Here is a 21,720-nt window from a genome sequence, read left to right on the forward strand (position 1 = left end):
AACATAAAACACAAAATATTCAAAAAAAATATTGTGTTCAAAATTTTGAGGGAGGATTGTATATGAAAAGAACCGGTTTGTTTATTATTATCACTTCAATCATGTTAAACCTTTTTACCGGATTTACATTTTCTAAGCCTGCTTCTGCAGAGGAAGGTGATCCAGGAAAAATTCTCGCTGATTATGCAGGAGAAATCAGAGAAACTTCACCCCGGGCAGACGGCATTTATCACATTGATACACCTAGATCTATAGAAAAAATGAAGGAATTGAACATTAACACTTACTATTATCTCGTTTGGCATGAAAGAACGGATTGGGATGATTTGAGAAATGAGTTTCTTCCTGCAGCAAAAGCAGCTGGAATTAAGGTGGTTGTTTACCTTGTACCGCCAACGGAATCAACGGGAGAGCGAAAATCTTATCCTTATATGACTGATTACCTTGCATGGTCACGTGCAATTGCAGAACTATCTGTTCAATATTCAAATTTAATCGGCTGGGCTATCGATGATTTTAACCACAACTTGAATACATACACACCAGAATATATGGCTCAGATGAAAGAAATATCGGAAGCCATTAACCCAAAACTCTTTTTCACACCACAAATGTATACCGATTCATTAACAGAATCCTTCCTCCAAACAAGGGGAGAATATATTGACGGAGTTATTCTTGCTTTCAGAGACGGAATCTACCGCAATACCCAAGTATACGAAACCGCCCAAGCGCAAATTGACAGTTCCTCTAACCTGTTAAGTCAATACAACCTGAAATTATATTGGATGCTATATGCTTCCCAGCTCTCCAGAACCCCGGCAAATCCGTCCGCAGACTATATTAGAGAAGTCATACAGATTGCTTTGGATAACATGAAGCAGGGGAAAATTGAAGGCGTCATCACATACGTTTTAAAGAAAAACTTTGAACCTGAGCCAGACGATGATAAATCATTTAATGACACAGGTTACCTAAACTTTTTTATTGGTCTTGGTGTACCAAGTACAGCCGGAAGCTACACACAGGCTACCCAAAAAGTTAATGTCGACAAAAAAGCTGACAGTTATTCGTTGACTTTCCAGACGATGGACCATGGACCAAACGTTTTTGGCTATCATAAAAAGCAGCTGCTAGTTGATAGACAGGTCGTTTGGGAACAGGACACCTCTGAGATTGTTACCGATATGCTTTGGGATACGGTTACTGTCGACTTGACCCCATATCTGGAAGGTAAATCAAAGGCTGATCTTACCTTCAGATTGTATGAAAACAAAGGAGTAAGTAATTACTGGACCTATGCAGGATTTGATGCACTTGAACCAACAGGGTTTTCCATATTAAACAACAATTTTACGGACAGCAGCGAATGGGAGTTTTCTTCTAACTATGCCGGCATAATCGGGGAAATTCTGCAATATGATGAACAGCGAAGTTTAAGGGCTTATGAGAATGTAACTACATCTTATCTGACATATTCTCTCTACCTTTCAATCTACGGGGCACAATTCGAGCCAGAAATAAAAAAGGAATTGCTTTTTAAAGCCGAAAAATCCATGGGACTTTACTTCTCCGAGAATAACGATGCTGCTATAAAAGAACTTAACAACCTGAAAAAGAAAATCAGCGGCTATACGGGTGAGTATCTTCCTGAAAACCTTGCTGAAAAATGGAATGCTATGATTGACAAACTTATTCAGCTGTATAGCAGCAACTAATAACTAAAAACGGCCCAATGCAGTTATGCATGGCCGTTTTCCTTTTTTATCTTTTTCTATTAAAACATATCAAGCTCCAATGTTCTCAACGTCTGCTCTGTATCTCTTTCAATAAGCTGCAATAGTCTTCGGTCTTTTGGAGCAACAAAAGTTACCGCTAAGCCTTTTCCTCCCGCTCGTCCCGTTCTTCCAATCCGGTGGATGTAGCTTTCAGAGTCGAGTGCGATGTCATAGTTGAACACATGTGTGACACCTTCCACATCCAGTCCGCGTGCCGCTACGTCTGTTGCAACTAGAAATTGAATCTCCCCATCGCGGAATCGCTTCATTACATCTTCTCTTTTCGCTTGCGACAAATCTCCATGAAGTTCATCGCTGTTATAGCCCATTGTCTGCAGCGCTTCATTCAGCTTACTCACGCGTCTTTTTGTACGGCAAAAGATGATGGCTAAATACGGACGGAGCAATCGTATAGATCGTACTAAATCATTTTGTTTGCCTCGATCTGTCGTCACCACTACACGCTGGCGGATCTCTTTTAAGGTAATCTGTTTTGTTTTAATTTGAACGTCCTTTGGATTCTTCGTATACGTTTCAGCCAGTTTCCTGACTTCATCAGGCATTGTTGCTGAAAAAAGCAAGGTCTGCCTTGTTTCTGGCACTTCATCCATAATGTCTTCAATGTCGTCTAGGAAACCGATATGCAGCATTTGGTCTGCTTCATCCAAAACAAACGTGGATACCTCTGAAAAGTCGATGGTCTCCCGTCTGATATGATCCAGAATTCTCCCCGGAGTTCCAACAACGAGATGTACTTTCCCTTGAAGTTTGTGCATTTGTGCGATCACATCCTGCCCGCCGTAAACAGCAAGCACATGAATTTCGCCGAGAGACTCTGTTAACTTCCTCACTTCAGCTGTTATCTGAATAGCGAGCTCTCTCGTTGGAGCAACAATCAATCCTTGGATCGCGTCACTTTCAGGATCTATTTTTTGCAGAATCGGAAGAACGAACGCGAGTGTCTTTCCGGTTCCCGTTTGTGCCTGCCCTACGACGTCATGTCCTTCTAAAATGAGCGGGATCGTCTCTTTTTGTATTGGTGTAGGGTCAGCAATACCGTACTGCATTAGTAATTCCGAAAAAGCAGCGCTCACTCCCAAATCTTTAAAACTCATTATTTATTCCCCAATTCTTTAACTTTCTTTGTGCAGCTGTCCATAGCCGCAAGTATCGCCCCGCGGAATCGTTCTTGTTCCAGCGTTGATACAGCTGCGATCGTCGCACCGCCTGGTGAAGTGACTTGATCCTTCAATTCCCCTGGATGCTTGCCCGTTTTTAATACCATCTGCGCTGCGCCCAAAACGGCCTGTGCTGCCAGTCGATAAGATTGATCACGTGATAAACCTTGTCTTACTCCGCCATCTGCCATCGCTTCAATCATCATATATACATAAGCAGGCGAAGATCCGCTAATTGCCGGAATTGCATCCATCAATGACTCAGAAATAAATTCAACTTTTCCAAAACTGCTTAATAGGCCCTCAACTATTTTTTTCTCATCTTCTGTTACTTCAGTGTTCAAAGAAACGGCTGTCATCCCTTCACCAACGAGGGATGGTGTATTTGGCATCGTACGCACGACCTTCATTTTTTTACCGAATGCTTTTTCAACATCCCCGGTTGTGATACCAGCTGCAATCGTAACGATAATTGCGTCTGTTTTGATATCTTCTTTCATTTCCTCAATGACTTCTATGTAACTGTATGGAGCAACTGCTAAGAACAAGATGTCCGCCAAACGCGCTACCTCTTTATTAGAATTTGCTTCAATTCCAAACTCCTGTTTCGCTAATGCTTTTGACTTTTCAGTACGCATACTCGCTGAGATCTGGTCAGGCTTGACTAAACGAGATTGAAGCATACCGCCCGCCATCGCTTGAGCCATTTTTCCAAAACCAATAAAACCAATTTGTTTATCCATTTCCTACACTTCTTTCTATCTATACTTTTATAAAGGGAATGATGTCCTCTTATCGAATATCTTTAACTGTAGCTTTACCTTAAGTAAACCACAAATGCATAAGGTGTGTGAAATTCATGGACAAGTTAACCGAGTCAGAATGGCATCGCAAGCAGGCGGTAGAAAATTTTAATAAAACGTGGGATTTCATCGACAAAGAAAATCGCTCCAAAGAAGACGATCTTAAAATGATTCACATGGCACACACTTCCCGTTTTCATTGGGGAATAGCTGGCGGACCGCTCAATCTCGCACGCGGAGAATGGCAGATTTCGAGAGTGTATTCGATCTTGAACATGGGGAATTCAGCATTACTGCATGCAGAACACTCTCTGAACATTTGCCTCGAAAATGGTTTTGCTGATTTTGACTTAGCCTTTGCTTATGAAGCTATGGCACGAGCTCATATGATCAGCGGCAACAAAGTAAAAACAGAAGAATTCTATACGCTTGCTTTAAAGGCATCAGAAGATATCGCCAAAAAAGAAGACACAGATTATTTCCTTTCAGAACTGAACTCTATTAAAATTGTAAGTAACGCGTAATGTACATAAGGAGGACTAAAAATGACGGATAACATCACAAGCTATTTAAAGGAAAACCGCGATACTCATTTAAAAGAACTGACGAACTGGCTTGCGGTTCCAAGCATCAGTGCACTCGCTGAGCATAAAGAAGACGTGCGTAAAGGTGCAGAATGGATCGCAGAAGAACTGACTAAAATCGGTATGGACAACGTAAAAGTCTATGAAACAGACGGTCACCCGGTTGTTTATGGGGATTGGCTAAAAGCAGAAGGAAAGCCAACTGTTTTAGTTTATGGCCACTATGACGTTCAGCCCGTTGATCCGGTCGAACTATGGGAGACACCTCCATTTGAAGCGACTGTTCGCGATAACAAGCTTTATGCGCGTGGTGCGTCTGATGATAAAGGGCAAACGTTCATGCATTTAAAAGTTTTACAGGCGATTTTAGAGACGGAAGGCACACTGCCCCTCAACTTCAAGTTCTGTATCGAAGGAGAAGAAGAGATTGGCAGCCCAAGTCTTCCAAAGTTTATCGAAAATAATAAAGAGCTATTAGCGGCCGATGTAATCGTAATTTCTGATACAGGTATGCTGGACCGCGGCAAACCTGCGATCTGCTATGGCCTTCGCGGAATGTGTGCGATGCAGGTTGATGTGACAGGACCAAACAGTGATCTTCACTCCGGTTTATACGGCGGTGCTGTTCAAAATCCGCTTCACGCCATTACTGAGCTTCTGCAATCGTTCCGTGATGACAATGGACGCATTTTAGTAGATGGCTTTTATGATAATGTACAAGACTTAACGGAAGAAGAAAGAGAAGCGTTCCGTGCTCTTCCGTTAACCGAAGAATCTTTGAAGAACCAATTAGGCGTAAAAGAGCTTACAGGTGAAGAAGGCTATACGCATATCGAGCGCACATGGGCTCGTCCTACATTAGAGCTTAATGGTGTATGGGGCGGCTTCCAAGGCGAAGGCGTTAAAACGGTGATTCCAGCAAAAGCGCATGCGAAAATCAGCTGCCGTCTAGTTCCGAACCAAGAGCCAGATGAAATTATCGAAAAAGTGAAGAAGCATATCGAAAAACATAAACCTGTCGGCGTGGACGTTACAGTTACCCTTTTTGATAAAGGCGCTCCGTACGTAACACCATTTGATCACCCAGCCATTCAAGCAGCAGCTCGTTCATACGAAAAGGTATATGGTGTTCCAACAGCCTTTACACGCGGCGGCGGCTCGATTCCGATCGTGGCGACGTTTGATCAAATGTTAAATATCCCTGTAGTATTGATGGGCTTTGGTCTATCAACAGAAAACTTCCATGCTCCGAACGAACATTTCCACCTCGAAAACTTCGACCAAGGGATGCTCACACTAGCTGACTACTGGTTTGAACTGGAGAGGTCCCTTAAAAAAGAACCATCAGCACGCTAAATCAACTTCCGAGAGCATCAGATAAAATTCTGGTGTTCTTTTTTCAAGGCTGTTTTCTGAAAGATGGTTGCTTTATAATCTTCTTTAATTGCCTTCTTTGACAGTTGATTGGAGTGCAAGGTGTGAGACTCCTGCGGGACAGGCTGGCAGTCCGAAATGCGGAAGCGGTTTGGTCAGCCCCGACAAGCAAAAGGGAAATGGGCTAAGAAGGCGCTTTTTGCCTTCAGGACCATTAAACTTTTGACCTCGAGGGGCTAACCGCTGCAGCTAGACAGGTGAGACACTTATAAGTAAAACGTACGAATGTGGCTCACCGCCTGCCCCGCGGAAAGCGAGCAACCTGGAACGGAAATTAACCTCATTCAAAAGCAACAATGAATACGAAAAAATGTATTTAAGTTCTTCTTTGGAAAGTTGATTGGAGCAGAAGATGCGAGACTCCTGCGGGATCAGAGGGACAGGTGAGACCATTCATGGTGCGCAGCTGCGAGGGGGCTCACCGCACACCCTGCGGAAAGCGAGCCACTGCAACGGAAATTAACCTCATTTAAAAGCTGCAAAGGTTAATAAAAAGTCTTTTACAATCGTATTTTTGTTTCCAACCTACTGTGTGATATAATCAACCAATCACAACAATAGAAACGGAGAGTATAAAATGCTTTCATTTGAAGATAAAATTGCTTTAATAGAAGAAAATTTTCCTGAATTGGAACTGCACGAGGTTTCATTAGGACGGGTAAACTTCCACTACGAAGAAAGTGTACAAGAGAAGAAGACAGTTGTTTATCACCTTCACCCGAACGGAAACGGCTTTGTATATGGAGGACACCTTCCTAAAAGCGTGAAGAACGAAAAAGGGTATGTAAACATTCGTGATTATGAAGCGGAAGAATTGATCGCATTAATTAAAGAATCGATGGAATTCCTTTCAAAACGCCACGGCTGGCAGCAGCCGAAAAAAGAACAAATGGATGATGAGCGCCGCGAAGAGCTTTGGTTCAGCCACAGCCATGAAGAGATCAAACTCGTTGGTGAAGACGAAATGTGGTTCATTTTTGACGAAGATGATGCACTTGAAGCTGCATTTGAAACGTATGCAGAAGCAGAAGCCTATTTAAAAGAATCAGGATTTAAGAAAAGAAAATAATTAGAGGTGATACCGATGGCAGAGGAGAAAAAGAAGCTGAGCTTTCAGGAAATCGCTAAGCAGCGTCTTGCTGAAAAGAAAGCCCAGCAATCAGGCGGCGGATTTCAAAAAGGACCTGTAAAAGTGGCCAATCAGATGAAAAACCAGCAAACAAAAAAAGCCAATAACCAAGCTAGAAGAACAGGCGTATAATGCATCGCCAGCGATCTAATATTACACCCGGGCTTCCTGTTAACGTTATTTTAAAAGCGGACCAGCGATCAGGCAATAAGACAAAAGGCATCGTGAAGGACATTCTGACAAATTCACCAAACCACCCTCACGGAATCAAAGTTAGATTACAAGATGGACAAGTCGGCCGCGTAATTGACATTTTAAGTGAATAATCAGCAAAACTCCCTGTCAGAACGATGTTACAGGGAGTTTTTTTATGATGAATTTGGTTATTCCCACACTTTCAGATGATAATTCCAGACTTTCAAATGGAAACCCCATAATTTTATTTAACAATCCCACACTTTTCTCTGCAATAACCACGAACCTTTAAAATTCGACATAACCACACCCCTCCCTCTCAAACTCAAGTTCCACAGGAATGATTTCTTTTTGCGCTCATTACATACTATAAAACAAAGCATTGTTTAAAGGAGATTACATAATGGATCAAAACAGTCTAAAAAGACGAATCGATGTAAGTTCAAAACGGATACCTGCTGATCTCGTCATCAAAAACGGTCAGATCGTTGATGTTTATAATCTCGAAATCACACATGGAGATATTGCGATCGTTGACGGCTATTTTGCAGGAATCGGTGAGTTTGAGGGACATCAAATCATAGATGCTAACGGCCGTTATGTATGCCCCGCTTTTATTGACGGACACGTACATATTGAATCGTCCATGGTTACACCTGCTGAGTTTTGCAAAGTGCTTCTTTCACATGGTGTGACCACTGTCATAACTGATCCGCATGAGATCGGAAATGTAGCAGGAAGTGAAGGCATTTCATTTATGCTGCAGCAATCAGAAAATCTACCCTTGGATGTTCGTGTGATGCTCCCTTCATCTGTCCCTGCGACACCCTTTGAAAATGCCGGAGCTGAGCTCACTGCACTAGATTTAGAGTCTTTTTATAAACACCCCCGAGTTTTGGGGCTTGCTGAAGTCATGGATTACCCGGCTGTTTTTAACGGAAATACAGATATGCTCGCTAAAATCCTATCTGCTGAAAAAAACGGTTCATCTATTGATGGGCATGGAGCCGGATTAAATTCAACTGGACTTAACGTATACCGTTCTGCTCTTATTACAACAGATCATGAATGTACAACAGCAGATGAAGCATTAGAACGGATTCGCCGCGGCATGTATGTCTTGATTCGTGAAGGATCAGTAGCAAAAGACTTAAAGCCTCTTATCAAAGCAGTAACGCCTTCGAACGCACGCCGCTTTCTGTTTTGTACGGATGATAAGCATTTGGATGACCTTGTAGCAGAAGGCAGTGTCGATCATAATGTGAGGCTTGCCATTTCTGAAGGCATCTCTCCTCTTCAAGCGATTCAGATGGCTTCATTAAATGCAGCAGAGTGTTACGGGTTAAAGGATAAAGGAGCGATCTCACCTGGTATGCAGGCGGATTTTCTTTTCATTGAAGACTTGGAAAACTTGAAGATCCAGGATGTTTTTGTATCAGGAAAACGTGTTGCTGCGAACGGTGAATTTATTGAAGTACTGGAAACTGCAGCGCCCCCTGCACCTTCCCTTACAAAATCGGTGAATATCCGTTCTGTAAAAAAAGAAAATCTCAGTGTTAAGGTCGAGGACGGCAGCTTTATTCATGTCATTGAAATCATTCCAAATCAGCTCATCACGAAGAAAAAAATCTATCCTGCACCCGTACAAAATGGAGAATTTAAACCTTCTATCACAGAAGATCTGCTAAAAATGGCAGTGGTTGAACGTCATAAACAAACCGGAAATATTGGACTCGGTGCCGTGAAGGGACTTCAGCTAAAGACAGGTGCAATCGCATCAACGGTTGCACACGACTCCCACAATCTTGTTGCAGCCGGAACGAATGATGAGGATATGCTGACGGCGATAGAAGCGATAAAAGAAATGCAGGGCGGGTACGTCATCGTAAAGGATCGTAAAGTACTTGCTTCTGTCCCGCTCCCAATCGGTGGTTTAATGGCAGATCGTTCATTTGAAATCGTGAATCAAGAAATCATTACACTCAAACAGAAGTTAAAAGACATCGGTTTTATTGGGAATTTCGATCCGTTTCTAACACTATCGTTCTTAACCCTCCCTGTTATTCCTGAAATCAAATTAACGGATTTAGGGTTATTTGATTTCCACGCGTTTCAGCACATTTCTATAAAAGCTGAAAAATAAATCCAATCCTAAACAAGGGAATGGTGAAACGCGTAGATTACAGCTTGTGTGCGATCTTGTACATCGAGTTTGCTTAAAATATTGCTCACATGAACCTTGACTGTTTTTAAGGCAATAAAAAGTTCATCTGCGATCTCCTGATTCGTTTTCCCTTTTGTCATCCATAATAAGATTTCCATCTCGCGTGTGGTCAGCTCTTCATGTGGCTCGCGCGTTTGCTTTTGTCTCATCTTAGTCATCATTTTCCCCGTCACTTCAGGCTCAAGAACCGACTTGCCATGAAACGTATCGCGAACGGCTTGTGCGATGTCACTCGCTTTTGATGTTTTGAGCATGTAGCTTGAAGCACCCGCTTCTAGAGCAGGATACACTTTTTCATCGTCCAGAAAGCTTGTTACGACAATGATTTTTGCTTCCGGCCATGCTTCTGTAATCTTTCTCGTTGCTTCAATCCCGTCCATCTCATCCATCACAAGATCCATCAAAATGATATCTGGTTTCAGCTCTAAAGCTCTCTCTACAGCGATCTTACCGTTTTCTGCTTCACCTGTTACTTCGATGTCAGGCTGTGCGGAAAGGTATGCCGAAACCCCAATCCGAACCATCTCGTGATCATCCACTAATAATACTTTGATCATCCTTTATCCTCTCCTGCCGATAAAATAGGAACTTTCACTTCAAGACGTGTACCTTCACCCGGCAAACTCACGATTTTAAGCGTACCACCAATTTCCGCTGCCCGCTCATGCATATTCTGCAATCCGTAAGAGCCTGTTTTTTCTTGATTAAGCATAAATCCAACGCCATCATCTTCAATCCGTAAAATAATCAAGTCATCTCTTTGTACAAGTAGAATTTGCGCCTGAGTGGCTTTTGCATGACGAAGAATATTAGACACAGATTCTTGTAAAATACGAAACAGATGATCTTCTACCCCTTTATCGAGCGGGATCGTTTCAATTTTCCATTTCAGTTCGATCGGAACCTTTTGAAGCAGCTCTTGCAGCAGTTCTTCCATCCCTTTTTGTAGTGATTTTCCATTTAAAGCTGCAGGGCGGAGATGCAGCAAAAGTGCTCTCATTTCAAGCTGTGTTTGATGAATCGTTTCTTCAACCATTTTTAATTGCTTTGATTCGCGTGTATCGGTTTCTGCTCGTACTTCGTTTATCGCCGATAGAATCATACTGGCGGCAAAAAGCTGCTGGGAAACAGAGTCATGAAGCTCTCTTGCCAGACGGTGTCTTTCTTGTGAGATAATCTCCTGAATCCGTTTTTCCTGGTCAACTGCCTTTTCGGTCGCCATCTTCTGTGACTGGCGGATTTTTTCACCGAGCTGACGCTGAATCCCTTCCATTCTTTTTGTGATTGCACGCAGTTCAAGACCTGATAGTTCTTTTATATTAAACTGCCTGCCGTCTTCAATAGACTTCAATGTGCGATCAATCATGTTTAATTGTTTACGAGAAGAAATGCCTGAATTCAACCCGAAAAAAGCACCAAGGATTAACACAAAAAAGGGAATCACAAATGCGAGCGGAAAATTCAACAGACTTTCGTTTAATAAAAAGGTCCAGTCATCGATCGGAAATAGAAAATAAACGATAGAACTCAATAAAATAAGGATGCTAAACGCCAATATAAGTCCAGAAAGCATATGCCGTAAAACGGTACTCATACCCGCTTCACCTCCAGACTTCCAGCAATCAAGCTCGTCATGATCTTCACTTTTTTCTCAGCATCTGCGTAATTTTTCGTGCGATAAAAAAGATTTTGATTAAACATTTTTGGATCATGATGCTCAAATATCGTCGTATTCCCGGCTATACCTGAATGGTTAACGGCGATATCAATTTCATAGGGAATTAAAATAGAAATGTTGCCGATTAGACCGCGTATAAAAATTACAGATTCGCCCTGCGGAAGGATGGTCTGGCTTAAATCAATCACCGTATCACCGACACCGCATTGAATGTTGATGTCACTCCATTCATAAATATGTTCTGTCGTCTGCTGCTGCCCAAAACCTATATTTTTCAATAACGGTTTCTTTATAAAAAGTTCATCTGTTGATTCCGCAGCGGTATTTTCTATTTGCGGTTTAATGATGATCGGGTTTTGTTTGGATTGGTAGAATTGAACAACGATATAAAGAATGATGGCAACTAACAAAAATTTAAACGCATAAAGATTGAGGATGCTGATTAATAAAATGAGTATACCTGCCCAAAACATGAGCTTTCCAAAGCGTTTCGGCATTTTTTTGCGGCCAAAATAAATAAGTGCTGCACTGAATAAAACAGTGAACACGATGCCATCTCCATTAAAACTAGCTTCCAAGATCAGCAAAACACAGGCAATTAGCAGGATCCAGCTGATAAAATCGTTTTTCTTTTTAATAGGCATCTGCATTCACTCTCTTCTAAGATTCATAGGTAAAAGGCGCAAAGATATGCGCCTCTTCTTCCATTTTTATCGTATCACATACTGTGTTAAACGGTAGTAGATGTTTCTTCTTTTTTCCAATCTTTTTCTAGTTTTGCCAACTTGGCTTCCATCGTGCTCGCATGGTATTCTGCGTTCACTTTTTGCTCAAGACGGTCCATATAGTTCTCTAGTTCTTCAAACCGGAAGACGGAATTTTCATGAGAGTTTGATGGTTCTAAAACACGGTCCATTTTTTTGTGTGCTCTTGCTACGTTTTCACGTCCCATCAATTCCATCCTTTTTATCTGCATATCTTTTAATTTGTGTTTCATCTGCTCGTATTTCTGTTCAAGTTCCGTTAAGTCCTTTTCTGCTTGTGCCGCAGATTCTTTAAGCAAACGAGCACGGGCTTCATGCTGTTCTTTATCCTGGATAGCAAATTGGTAAAGTTCTTGTTCATTGGCTTGCTGAGCTAATTCTGCCTGACGAGTACGTATGGCTGCTTTTTCTTCCGCTTCTTTTCTTTCACGGTCAAATTGATCTTTCAAAAGCTGTTGACGCTCCACGAGCTTACGTGTTTTGTTTACTTCTGTCTCACACTGTCTTAAATATTGATTCAATAGAGACAATGGATTTTTTGATTCCTTTTGATCGAGTACTTCGTGAAAGTCCGCTGCAATGGTATTTTTGATTCTTTCTAATAAATTCATTTTTGGTAGCTCCTTTAATATTCATATTTTTGATTTAGCTGTTTTTCAATTTCGTCCATTCTCTTTCAAAGTTTGTAAATGGATCGTTGTCATGATGTTCAGTTATTGATTCTTTGTTGTTCCATTTTTTGTACACGATATAAAGTACATAAATGGCAACTGCTCCTAAAATCGCTGGCAGGTTTGATACGGAGATGCACAATCCAACAACCGCTAAAGCACCCCACCAAAATTTCTTAACTCCCGTTTCAGCACGGGTGCATTTCTTAAATCCGTAATACATAACAGCAAGACCAATCCCAAGTCCGACCATCGGGCCTAAGTTCGCCATCAGCACGATTGCTGCAATTCCTCCAATAATAAGCAAGCCTAATTTTTTCATAAGTGGCTGCCTCCTTTCGTACTCTTAGCTTACCTCGATTGTAAGAAGCTCAAAACTGTCCTTGGCTGTATTTTCCAATAAGACCTGAGGCGTAGTAGGGGTCAGACCCGGGGTCTGACCCCAAACAAATACAAATCCCTCATTTTGTTCAGCTCACGTGGACATATTCCTCATCTCCAGCATTTTTAAGTTCTCAAACAAAGAAAAAAACGACCCGAATGGTGTATTCAAAACACCATTCGGGTCGTTTCCTCTATTTTCATATTTTTATTCTATTTTTAAACGTTCTGCAGATCGCTCACAAAGAAATAATCCGATTCAAGCGAACCAGACATCAGCTTATTCTTCACAACTGCCGGATTCAACTCATAATCTTTTAAATCCTCAAGCGGCACCCATTTAAATACAAGCCGTTCTGCTTCTTCTACCGTGAATTCTTCTCCATTATGAAGGGGCAAAAGCTGATGTGTGTCCACTTTAAAATAAATCCCAATCTCATGAATCTTTTTTTGATTGTAGGTAAAGAAATTCTCAACGGTCCATAAATGCTCTTTCACTTCAGCTTCCAAAGCCAGCTCTTCCATTATTTCGCGTCTCAAACTGGACTTCGCATCCTCACCTAGCTTTACTCTTCCGCCAGGCAAAGACCAGTGCGTTTCTCGTTTTGAACGGTGTATCAAAACATATCCATTATTGATTAAAACCCCGGCAGCATGGTAATTAAAGACTTCATGTTCCACATGAAACACGACATCCATTTTCTCATCCCCCTTTGTCATTCCCTCATTTTACCATTGTGAGCAATTTATATGAAAGCGATAACGATTCAAGGTATGATAAGAAAATAAAGAAAATAAAAAGGAGACGTTAACCATGTCTATTTATGATATTCCTGTTCATACGATTAAAAACGAAGAAAAAACGTTAGAGCCTTTTAAAGGGAAAGTCATGCTTATTGTCAACACAGCAAGCAAATGTGGTTTTACTCCACAGTATGAAGGGCTGCAATCACTTTATGAAAAGTATAAAGATAAAGGGCTGGCTGTGCTCGGTTTTCCTTGTAATCAGTTTGGTGCTCAAGAACCTGGAACAAGCGATGAAATCCAAGAGTTTTGCCAATTAAATTTTGGGGTTAACTTTCCCTTATTTGCAAAAGTAGATGTAAATGGTGAAAACGCACATCCATTATTCAAACATGTAACAAAAGAGGCGCCTGGATTATTGGGATCGAAGGCGATTAAATGGAATTTCACAAAGTTTCTGGTAGATCGTGATGGAAATGTAATTAAGAGATTTGCTCCAACAGACAAACCTGAAACCATTGAAAAGCATATTCAAGAATTGCTATAGGAAAAAAGCTGTTCAAAGAGCCGTTCTTTGAGCAGCTTCCAAATACATCTGGTATTTTAATTCTTCCACTTCTGTTTTCCCAAGCTCTCTCCATTCCCCTGCCTTCAGGTCACCAAGAATAACGTTCATTATCCTTATGCGTTCTAACTTTTCAACTTCATATCCTAATGTCTTGCACATCCTTCTAATCTGGCGGTTCAACCCTTGCGTTAAAATGATACGAAAAACATATTTGCTCACCTGACTTGTTATAGCGGGTTTTGTAATCGTATCTAAAATCGCAACTCCTTCAGCCATTTTTTGAAGAAAGAGATCCGTAACTGGCTGATTTACCGTTACTTCATACTCTTTCTCATGTTCGTAATCTGCGTACGAGATGCGGTTAGCCAGCTCTCCATCATTCGTTAGCAAAATCAACCCTTGAGAGTCCTTGTCTAAGCGTCCTACCGGAAAAATCCGCTCAGATGAAGGCACGGCGGCAAAGATATTCCCCTCAATACTGGGATTAGATGTACAGATGATACCGACCGACTTGTTATAGGCTATATAAATCATCGATTGCTTTATCGGTATCTCCTTGTGATCGATTAAAACAATGTCTCCATCTTCCACTACCGAATCCTTATCACATACGTGTCCGTTTATGGTGATTCGTTCCGCCTGGATGAGACGCTGCGTTTCTCTCCTCGAACAATAACCTGTTAAACTGATATATTTCTGAATCCTCATTTTAACCTCTATCTTTCATTGATTTTTTTAGCTTACCACGTATGAGACAATTCATGAGAAAAATTCATACATAGTACTTCCCTCTTTTTAACCTTTACCTGTAAAATAAAGGCATAAAGGGAGGGTGTCCACATTGATCATCAGAAAACTTGCAGAAAATGAGTTTGACCTTGCCATAAAGCTTTCAGAGTATGCTTTTCAATATAAAGTGAAACAAGAGGACTTGCCAAAGCGGTATAAGATGCTTAAGCGGCACGAGATATGGGGAGAGTTTGAAGAAGATGGCGAGCTCATTGCCAAACTGCACATTCTTTCATTGGAGACGAATGTAGAAGAACAGCGTTTCTCCATGGGCGGTATTGCAGGAGTTGCTACTTGGCCTGAACATCGCAGAAAAGGATCTGTCACACGTTTATTAAAGCATGCCTTACAAACCATGAAAGAAAACGGACAAACCATCAGTCTGCTTCATCCTTTTAATATTGAATTTTATCGCAGGTTCGGATGGGAGCTTACTGCATCCGTTAACAAGTACACCCTTGAGAAGAATGATCTGTTTCGTTATTCAGATGCTCTTGGAAAAGTAATTCGATTAAGTAAAGAAGATGGAAACGCCCAACTGAATTCCGTTTATGAACAATGGTTTAAGAAATATAACCACTTGCTGATCCGCCCTGACTATTGGTGGGACAATCACGTCTTTACGGAAGGGTATAACCGGATTTTATATTGTGATGAACATGGTGAACCAACGGGATATTTATGCTGTAAAGCGGCTGAAAAACTATTGGACGTTCAAGAGTTTGTTTATGTAACAGAAGAGGCAAGACGTGGCCTTTGGAACTTTATTGCTCAGCATGATTCCATGGTCGACAAAGTAAAAATTGTCGCACCTTCATCTGATCAGCTTCCCTACTTACTAAACAATCCAAGAATCCAGCAAGAAACCTATCCGTATTTTATGGCCCGCATTGTAGATGTTGAAGAATTTTTGAAACAATATCCTTTAAAAGAAACAAGTGATTCTCTCACCCTAACCGTAAAAGATGAAAAAGCTGAATGGAACAACGGAACGATAACAGTGAGTCCTGAAGGTATTTCTTTTGACCAAGCATCGTGCAGCGGTGATCTTCAACTCGACATCCAAACACTTACAGCTGTTTTACTTGGAGCACAAAACCCTGCATTTTTGTTCGAATGCGGCAAGATTAAGGGGCGTTTTGAAAAAGTAGAGACCCTTAAAAAAATCATTACAAATCAGCCAACAGCATTTATTGATTTCTTTTAAAATGTTTAGGTACGCAACTAAAGGGAATTCTAGTATAGACCATCATTTAAATAGGTATATCACTAGGAGGTCTAAAAATGGATAAACAAAAAGAGAAAGACACAAAAACGGAAAAGTCGGAAAAAGTAGCGGAAAACAACTACGAACCTAATAAGAAAAAGGATTCGGGTACGCAAAAAGACTTAGAAACCGTTCACGAACAGATTAATGATACGTTTAATCAAGGTACATTAGATGATAAAGAGAAGCAAAAAAAGAAAGATGATAAAAAGGAATAGAAAATAATTAGTCAAAAACCTGCTCTTACAATGAGCAGGTTCTTTTTTTGTATATAAATGTGTGTTCGTCCCCCGACAACACTCCAAACCACACGCGGCAAAGCTTCATAAACTATAGTATTCCCTTTAGAAAGGATGTCGGGATGACACAATTAAAGACCCCCCCTGTAATTACTTTACTTGGCAGTGGAGGAGGAGTTGCAAAAGCAATATTAGCTCTGTTAAACCAGTCTGTTCAAGATAAAAATGACCCTATCTATAATTTGATAAGGTTATCTAATATTCACTTAATTGATTTAAAACAAAAACCTCTTGTTTATTTTAAAGATTTATATCCTAATCTTATTAATCAGCTGATTTTTCATGAATTTGATCTAAATAATTTGGACTTATTTCGAGAACATTTAACTGCTACTAAAACAAATCTCGTTATTGATGTTTCATGGGCGGATACCGTTGAAATGCTATCGTGCTGCAACGAGTTAGGTGTTTCTTATATAAACACAGCTTTGGAAAATAGAGGTGTGGATGAAGACGAGACCCTATATGGGTTTCCTTTAGCAGAACGGATTATCAGTTTTGAATCGAATAAAGAGAAATTCACTAACACAACAGCGATTGTAGGGTCTGGAATGAACCCAGGAGTCGTTCAATGGATGGCCCACAAACTGATTCATCAATCTTCGAAACCTCCCATCGCTTGTTATATCGTTGAGCACGATACTTCATTCTTCAAAGATCAAAAAATGGTTGATTCGAAAACCCTTTGTACAGCATGGTCTGTAGAGTGTTTTCTAGATGAAGCGATTTTAAGCTACCCCATGTATGTCTCACACCATATCCCTTTATATTTGTATGAGCAAGTCTATCAAACTGAGTATACCGTTAAGCTCGGAAATAAAGAGTTCAAAGGCTGCTTAATGCCTCATGAGGAAGTTCTTTCACTCGGAAAATTGTACGATATGGAGATAGGATTCCTTTATCGTGTAAACGAACATACGACTCAGATCATTAGGGACAACCTTCATCAAGTGGACGACCTTTGGGACTGGAATCATCAATTAATCGATCCAAGCCTTGGAGAAATAGAGGGAGAAGATCTTGTTGGCGTTCTTCTCGTGTATGATGATCATGAAGAATATATTTATAACGTCATGAATACGAATGAGATTTATTCGAAATTCCAGACAAATGCCACTTATTTTCAGGTAGCCTGCGGTTTATTCGGAGGAATTGCAAGCCTCTTGTTAGATTCTTTACCATCTGGAGCTCATTATGTGGACGAACTGTTACTAAAGACAAACAGCAAGTACGGTGACTATTTGTCCTACCATATGAAAGACTTTGTTACCGGCAAAAATGAAGCCTCTGATGGCTTGCTTCACCAAAGATTAAATAGAATACAAAAATAACGCCATGCCTAGATGACCAAAAGACGAATATCTTTTCGGTCATTTTTTTAGAAACCGCTTATTTTACAGTAACGCGGAATTATTGGAAATAACGTGATATATGGGGAATTATCGAATTTTCGAAAATGACATGGATATATTTTGGGTTACTACAAAGCACCGAAACGGTTAGAATCGCCCCATGCTTCAAAATATCATAACAGGAAACATTCACTTATTTTTCATTACAAAAACCATGAAAATTTTCCTAATTTCATTTTGTCGAAATAAAGAATATTCTAACTTATTTGTGTATAATTGGTATTATATAGTGCTTTTGGAGTGTGAAAAAATGAAACCCGGTGAAAAGATTAGATACTTCAGAAAAACTCAAAATATGTCACAGCAAGATCTTGCTGAAGGAATCTGCTCAATCTCTTATTTAAGTAAAATCGAGAATGGACAAGCAGAAGCATCAAATGAAATTGTACTTTTTCTTTTAAACCGGCTTGGAAAAGATTTAGGCGATGAGCAATTTCAAGGGGATATGGCTCAAAAGCTTCAAGACTGGTTTTATTTTATGTTTGCCAAAAAACACGAAAAAGCGAAACAACATTATAAGGAACTATCAAACGAAGCAACAATTGATGTTGAACTTCAAATCTATTACAAAAGCATGGAAACGATGTTTCACTTAGTCAGCAATATTCAACCTGAAATTGTGAAGCAAAATATTGATGATCTCACAAGCATACAAGAAGTAATTAAGAATAAAAACTTATTGTACTTTCACTTGGTAAAGGGGGTGTATAACTATACAAATAAAAATTATAACGACTCTTATACCTATTTAAAAAAAGTAGAAAACAAAATGTTCGAGATACAAGTTTCACAATGGGAAAAAGGGTATATTTATTATTTGCTTGGCTTAGTTTCCAGCCGCTTATGGAAAAATATGATCAGTTTAGACTATACGAGGACAGCACTCAAAACCTTTGAAGAATTATATGAATTCAATAGATGTGCCGATTGCAGAATTTTATTAGGCATCATCTACCAACGAATTGAAAGCTATAGTGAAGCCATTAAACATTTAGAATTAGCAGAAAGTGTTGCAGATGCTTTCAATGACAACCATTTACTAGGCATTGTCTATCAAAATCTAGGATACATAGAATCCAAGAAAGACAATTCTGTAGCTGCTATCGAACTCTATCAAAAAAGTTTATTTTATAAGAAAGAACAAGCACCAGTTCAGCAAGTGGCTACAATCTTTACGCTTATCGAAGAATATTATAAACAAGGTAATTCTTATGACGGTTTAAAAATGGTAGAAAAAGGGTTAGAACTTGTGGATAACGATGATTCCTTATTGGAATACAAATATCATTACCGCTTTTACTATTATGTTTTTCACCTAGGATTGGACCACGAAAAAACCATTGAATACTTAACTGATGTAGTAATCCCCTACTTTGAAAGCAAAAAGAAATGGGTACACCTTTCTGAATTAGCTCGAATTGTGGGCAGTTATTACGAAAAAAAAGCAAAATATAAAGCTGCCAATGAATATTTTCACCTAACCATAATGGCGTTACAAAAAATTTCACAAACGGAGGACTTATAATGAAGAAATTATTAAAACTTGGCCTTCTCTTAGCACTTATTCTTTCTATTAGTCTAAGTGTACCAAGTGGGTCTATAGAAGGAAACGATCGAGAAGACCCCCCTTCACCTATAGTCAAAGCTTAATAATAAAGGCCCTTAATGAGGGCCCTTTTATATTTATATAAAACTGATTAAACGATTTCTTTTGAAACGTAATGGGTTCTAATTAATTTTCACTACAAAAAAAGAAACCTTCTCATTTCCTTCTTCTCCCGTTTTCATGCCGTATGAAAGAAAGCCGTTGTTATATATAGGCTTTGAAATTAAATCTGAATAATTCGTTATGGAATAGCTTATCTGTTGATCGAGATTCACAATAAATAATTCGTTCATTGCATATCTAAATACCAACGTATCGGCGTTAATAAAGATTGGCGTATCTGTAGTAAGTTTGTTTCCTGTTTTAAAAATTTGCTTATTATTAGGATCATCGATAGGAAAAGCAGTTAACTGGCCTTCTCCTGTGTATGTAAAGTATTTTTCATTACTGTTAAAGTCTAATACCCTATTTTCCGCGAGTAATGTTTTGGTTAGCTTACCTTTTTCCTGGATACTAATATTAAAGCTTTTTTCACCTTTTTTGAAGAAGGTCTGATAGACTAACATTTTTGCTTTTGTCTCTGCACCTTGCTGCTGAATGAAATATTCACCTTGTCTTGAATCACTTTCATCAAGGGAAACCTCAGAAACAATAGACTTGGATTCTGTGATAACATCATACTGTACCAATTTTGAAACAACTATATTTTTTTGGATGTCGTATTCGATCCAGTTAACCGAATCGACTCCATTCTTAATAGTGGGGGTTGGTGTATCTTTGTAGCTTCCACCTGATGATATTTCAACAACTTTATTATTTGAAAGATTTAAACTCTTAATTTTCCAATCCACATTAGATATCTGTTTGGTATTATATTCGGACCAAAAAAGCTTTCCATTAATCCCTGTAATATTTCCAATTCCTTTTGATTGATAGATAACCTTACAATTCTGAGTATCCCTCGAAAATTCGTTAATATGGTCCTCTTCCTGTCCATAAGATAAATAGATTATTCTATCCTCATCCACATAAGCCGGAGCAATTAACCCATCTTCCTTACATGTTCCCTGGCTCATGTTATATTCGGTTTTCTGTATGGTGTTGTCGTGCCATTCGTTCACTTTTTTAATTTCTTTCATTGATACCTTTACTACTGTTGGCTTCGTAACAACTTTCGCGGGTTGGGTACTCTTAACTGGTTTATTCTCTATCTTTTTTTGAGATTCGGGTTCTGTACATGCTGTACACACTAGGAGCAAAAGTAATAAGAAAAATAGGTATTTAAAAGATTTCATGAAGTAGTCTCCTCTATTACTTAAGCCCGCCTAATGAAAGACGGGCCTAATCATTCTACCAAAGAATCGCTTGTCTAAAATGATCCATATTTGCATCGTATACACCTTTATGCGGGTGCCATACATTACCTAGCGTTACTCCACGATTTCCTTGATCATAAGGATCGGTTAAACGCATTTGAACTGGGCTAAACCTTGAATCTTCACCAGATACATTTAAAATGTGTCCTGCGATATGGGTTGTATATTTAGGCATATAAGATGGGTATATTTCTAAATCAAGTAAAACTGGATATCCATGTGCTAGACCATAATCAGTTTTTGTTGACCAACCATCATAAGTATTACCACTGGAATATAAGTAATTATTTTTAGATTGCTTCGTATTTAAATAATCATCTATTCTTGAGAAGTCGGTACCATCAGTCGTTGTTCCTAAACCTGAAGCAATCGTTGATTGTGAGCTGGAAGAACCGTTTAAATAATGCAACACTTGTTTTGTAGTTGCTGGTCCACACCAATAACTCGTTTCTTGTTCAAATGATGGAACTGATAATGCTCTGTATGTACCACCCGGTATAACATAGTTCCCTGCATCTACACCTTTTTCCTTTTTCGTTTTCTCTTTCCATTCTTTTAATGCCTTCTCTTTTTCCTTTTCAGCCACAATTTGTGAAGGGGTTTTAATGTCTTTTGTAAAAATAGGGTTGTCCCCTGTCCCTTCTGCATGTGCAGACAAACCGTTGCTGGATAAAAAAACAGCACCTGCTACTAGTAAAGATAAACTCATTTTCTTCAATGACTTTCCTCCTAACATATATTTTAAAAATGCTTCTTTCATGAATAGTTTACCACTTATTGTAAATTGGTAATATTGGGATATTAAGGGGTATAAAACCCTGATTAAAGAGGATTTTTTTT

At 39.6% G+C, this 21,720-nt stretch carries 23 protein-coding genes; 12 read left to right on the plus strand and 11 right to left on the minus strand.

Annotation, left to right across the window (positions count from 1 at the left end; genetic code table 11):
- The first annotated feature begins 62 nt into the window (after positions 1 to 62).
- Complete coding sequence (locus J2X07_RS14560; RefSeq protein ID WP_310260167.1) at positions 63 to 1,718, plus strand: hypothetical protein; 1,656 nt, start codon at positions 63 to 65, stop codon at positions 1,716 to 1,718.
- Between the two features lie 59 nt (positions 1,719 to 1,777).
- Here the strand turns inward: J2X07_RS14560 and J2X07_RS14565 are convergent, their stop codons facing one another.
- Both J2X07_RS14565 and proC read right to left on the minus strand, forming a co-directional pair.
- The gene (locus J2X07_RS14565) at positions 1,778 to 2,893 is read right to left on the minus strand and encodes a DEAD/DEAH box helicase (RefSeq protein ID WP_396194314.1); all 1,116 of its coding nucleotides are present in this window, start codon (positions 2,891 to 2,893) and stop codon (positions 1,778 to 1,780) included.
- On the minus strand, positions 2,893 to 3,699 hold the full coding sequence (proC, locus tag J2X07_RS14570; RefSeq protein ID WP_310260170.1) for a pyrroline-5-carboxylate reductase: 807 nt from the start codon (positions 3,697 to 3,699) through the stop codon (positions 2,893 to 2,895). Before proC ends, J2X07_RS14565 begins: the two co-directional genes overlap by 1 nt.
- 116 nt (positions 3,700 to 3,815) lie before the next feature.
- Here proC and J2X07_RS14575 point away from each other — a divergent pair, with 116 nt between their 5' ends.
- The 6 genes from J2X07_RS14575 to ade all read left to right on the plus strand — a co-directional run bounded on the left by J2X07_RS14575 (position 3,816) and on the right by ade (position 9,244).
- Complete coding sequence (locus tag J2X07_RS14575; protein ID WP_310260173.1) at positions 3,816 to 4,283, plus strand: hypothetical protein; 468 nt, start codon at positions 3,816 to 3,818, stop codon at positions 4,281 to 4,283.
- A gap of 21 nt (positions 4,284 to 4,304) precedes the next feature.
- Positions 4,305 to 5,699 carry a dipeptidase gene (locus tag J2X07_RS14580; protein ID WP_310260176.1) on the plus strand — a complete coding sequence of 465 codons (1,395 nt, stop codon included), beginning with the start codon at positions 4,305 to 4,307 and terminating at the stop codon, positions 5,697 to 5,699.
- 655 nt (positions 5,700 to 6,354) lie between these two features.
- On the plus strand, positions 6,355 to 6,846 hold the full coding sequence (locus tag J2X07_RS14585; RefSeq protein WP_310260179.1) for a hypothetical protein: 492 nt from the start codon (positions 6,355 to 6,357) through the stop codon (positions 6,844 to 6,846).
- Positions 6,847 to 6,861: 15 nt separating this feature from the next.
- Positions 6,862 to 7,038, plus strand: coding sequence for a hypothetical protein (locus J2X07_RS14590; protein WP_310260182.1), 177 nt, complete (start codon positions 6,862 to 6,864; stop codon positions 7,036 to 7,038).
- Entirely contained in the window at positions 7,038 to 7,232 is a 195-nt protein-coding gene (locus J2X07_RS14595) for a YwbE family protein (RefSeq protein WP_396194317.1), read from the plus strand. The genes J2X07_RS14590 and J2X07_RS14595 overlap by 1 nt, the downstream gene beginning before the upstream one ends.
- A gap of 272 nt (positions 7,233 to 7,504) precedes the next feature.
- Complete coding sequence (gene ade / locus J2X07_RS14600; protein WP_310260185.1) at positions 7,505 to 9,244, plus strand: adenine deaminase; 1,740 nt, start codon at positions 7,505 to 7,507, stop codon at positions 9,242 to 9,244.
- An 8-nt stretch (positions 9,245 to 9,252) separates the two neighbouring features.
- On the opposite strand, the gene J2X07_RS14605 is transcribed toward ade, so the two are convergent.
- From J2X07_RS14605 to J2X07_RS14630, 6 genes are all read right to left on the minus strand, one after another.
- Entirely contained in the window at positions 9,253 to 9,882 is a 630-nt protein-coding gene (locus J2X07_RS14605) for a response regulator transcription factor (protein ID WP_310260188.1), read from the minus strand.
- Positions 9,879 to 10,919, minus strand: coding sequence for a sensor histidine kinase (locus J2X07_RS14610; protein WP_310260191.1), 1,041 nt, complete (start codon positions 10,917 to 10,919; stop codon positions 9,879 to 9,881). Before J2X07_RS14610 ends, J2X07_RS14605 begins: the two co-directional genes overlap by 4 nt.
- On the minus strand, positions 10,916 to 11,653 hold the full coding sequence (gene liaF, locus J2X07_RS14615) for a cell wall-active antibiotics response protein LiaF (protein ID WP_310260193.1): 738 nt from the start codon (positions 11,651 to 11,653) through the stop codon (positions 10,916 to 10,918). The genes J2X07_RS14610 and liaF overlap by 4 nt, the downstream gene beginning before the upstream one ends.
- An 80-nt stretch (positions 11,654 to 11,733) precedes the next feature.
- Positions 11,734 to 12,378, minus strand: coding sequence for a PspA/IM30 family protein (locus J2X07_RS14620; protein WP_310260196.1), 645 nt, complete (start codon positions 12,376 to 12,378; stop codon positions 11,734 to 11,736).
- A 34-nt stretch (positions 12,379 to 12,412) separates the two neighbouring features.
- A complete protein-coding gene (locus tag J2X07_RS14625; protein WP_310260199.1) occupies positions 12,413 to 12,760 on the minus strand; it encodes a flagellar basal body rod protein in 348 nt (115 codons plus the stop codon).
- Positions 12,761 to 13,038: 278 nt separating this feature from the next.
- Positions 13,039 to 13,518, minus strand: coding sequence for an NUDIX hydrolase (locus J2X07_RS14630; protein WP_310260201.1), 480 nt, complete (start codon positions 13,516 to 13,518; stop codon positions 13,039 to 13,041).
- Positions 13,519 to 13,633: 115 nt separating this feature from the next.
- Between J2X07_RS14630 and J2X07_RS14635 the strand changes: the two genes are divergently transcribed.
- Positions 13,634 to 14,110, plus strand: a complete 477-nt coding sequence (locus J2X07_RS14635) for a glutathione peroxidase (RefSeq protein ID WP_310260204.1) — start codon at positions 13,634 to 13,636, stop codon at positions 14,108 to 14,110.
- A gap of 12 nt (positions 14,111 to 14,122) precedes the next feature.
- Here J2X07_RS14635 and J2X07_RS14640 read toward each other — a convergent pair whose 3' ends face one another.
- A complete protein-coding gene (locus tag J2X07_RS14640; protein ID WP_310260207.1) occupies positions 14,123 to 14,839 on the minus strand; it encodes a pseudouridine synthase in 717 nt (238 codons plus the stop codon).
- 133 nt (positions 14,840 to 14,972) lie between these two features.
- Here J2X07_RS14640 and J2X07_RS14645 point away from each other — a divergent pair, with 133 nt between their 5' ends.
- The 4 genes from J2X07_RS14645 to J2X07_RS14660 all read left to right on the plus strand — a co-directional run bounded on the left by J2X07_RS14645 (position 14,973) and on the right by J2X07_RS14660 (position 19,423).
- Complete coding sequence (locus J2X07_RS14645) at positions 14,973 to 16,127, plus strand: GNAT family N-acetyltransferase (protein ID WP_310260210.1); 1,155 nt, start codon at positions 14,973 to 14,975, stop codon at positions 16,125 to 16,127.
- A gap of 77 nt (positions 16,128 to 16,204) precedes the next feature.
- A complete protein-coding gene (locus J2X07_RS14650; protein WP_310260213.1) occupies positions 16,205 to 16,405 on the plus strand; it encodes a DUF4025 domain-containing protein in 201 nt (66 codons plus the stop codon).
- 143 nt (positions 16,406 to 16,548) lie between these two features.
- Positions 16,549 to 17,817, plus strand: coding sequence for an S-adenosylmethionine decarboxylase related protein (locus J2X07_RS14655; protein ID WP_310260217.1), 1,269 nt, complete (start codon positions 16,549 to 16,551; stop codon positions 17,815 to 17,817).
- Positions 17,818 to 18,148: 331 nt separating this feature from the next.
- On the plus strand, positions 18,149 to 19,423 hold the full coding sequence (locus tag J2X07_RS14660) for a helix-turn-helix transcriptional regulator (RefSeq protein ID WP_310260219.1): 1,275 nt from the start codon (positions 18,149 to 18,151) through the stop codon (positions 19,421 to 19,423).
- Between the two features lie 203 nt (positions 19,424 to 19,626).
- Here J2X07_RS14660 and J2X07_RS14665 read toward each other — a convergent pair whose 3' ends face one another.
- On the minus strand, positions 19,627 to 20,799 hold the full coding sequence (locus J2X07_RS14665; RefSeq protein WP_310260221.1) for a hypothetical protein: 1,173 nt from the start codon (positions 20,797 to 20,799) through the stop codon (positions 19,627 to 19,629).
- A 55-nt stretch (positions 20,800 to 20,854) separates the two neighbouring features.
- Positions 20,855 to 21,589 (minus strand): C39 family peptidase, encoded by a 735-nt coding sequence (locus J2X07_RS14670; RefSeq protein ID WP_310260504.1) that lies wholly within the window; start codon positions 21,587 to 21,589, stop codon positions 20,855 to 20,857.
- Positions 21,590 to 21,720: the final 131 nt, after the last annotated feature.

This window comes from Fictibacillus barbaricus (genome assembly GCF_031457135.1).
In the GTDB taxonomy this organism is placed as follows: Bacteria; Bacillota; Bacilli; order Bacillales; family Fictibacillaceae; genus Fictibacillus; species Fictibacillus barbaricus_A.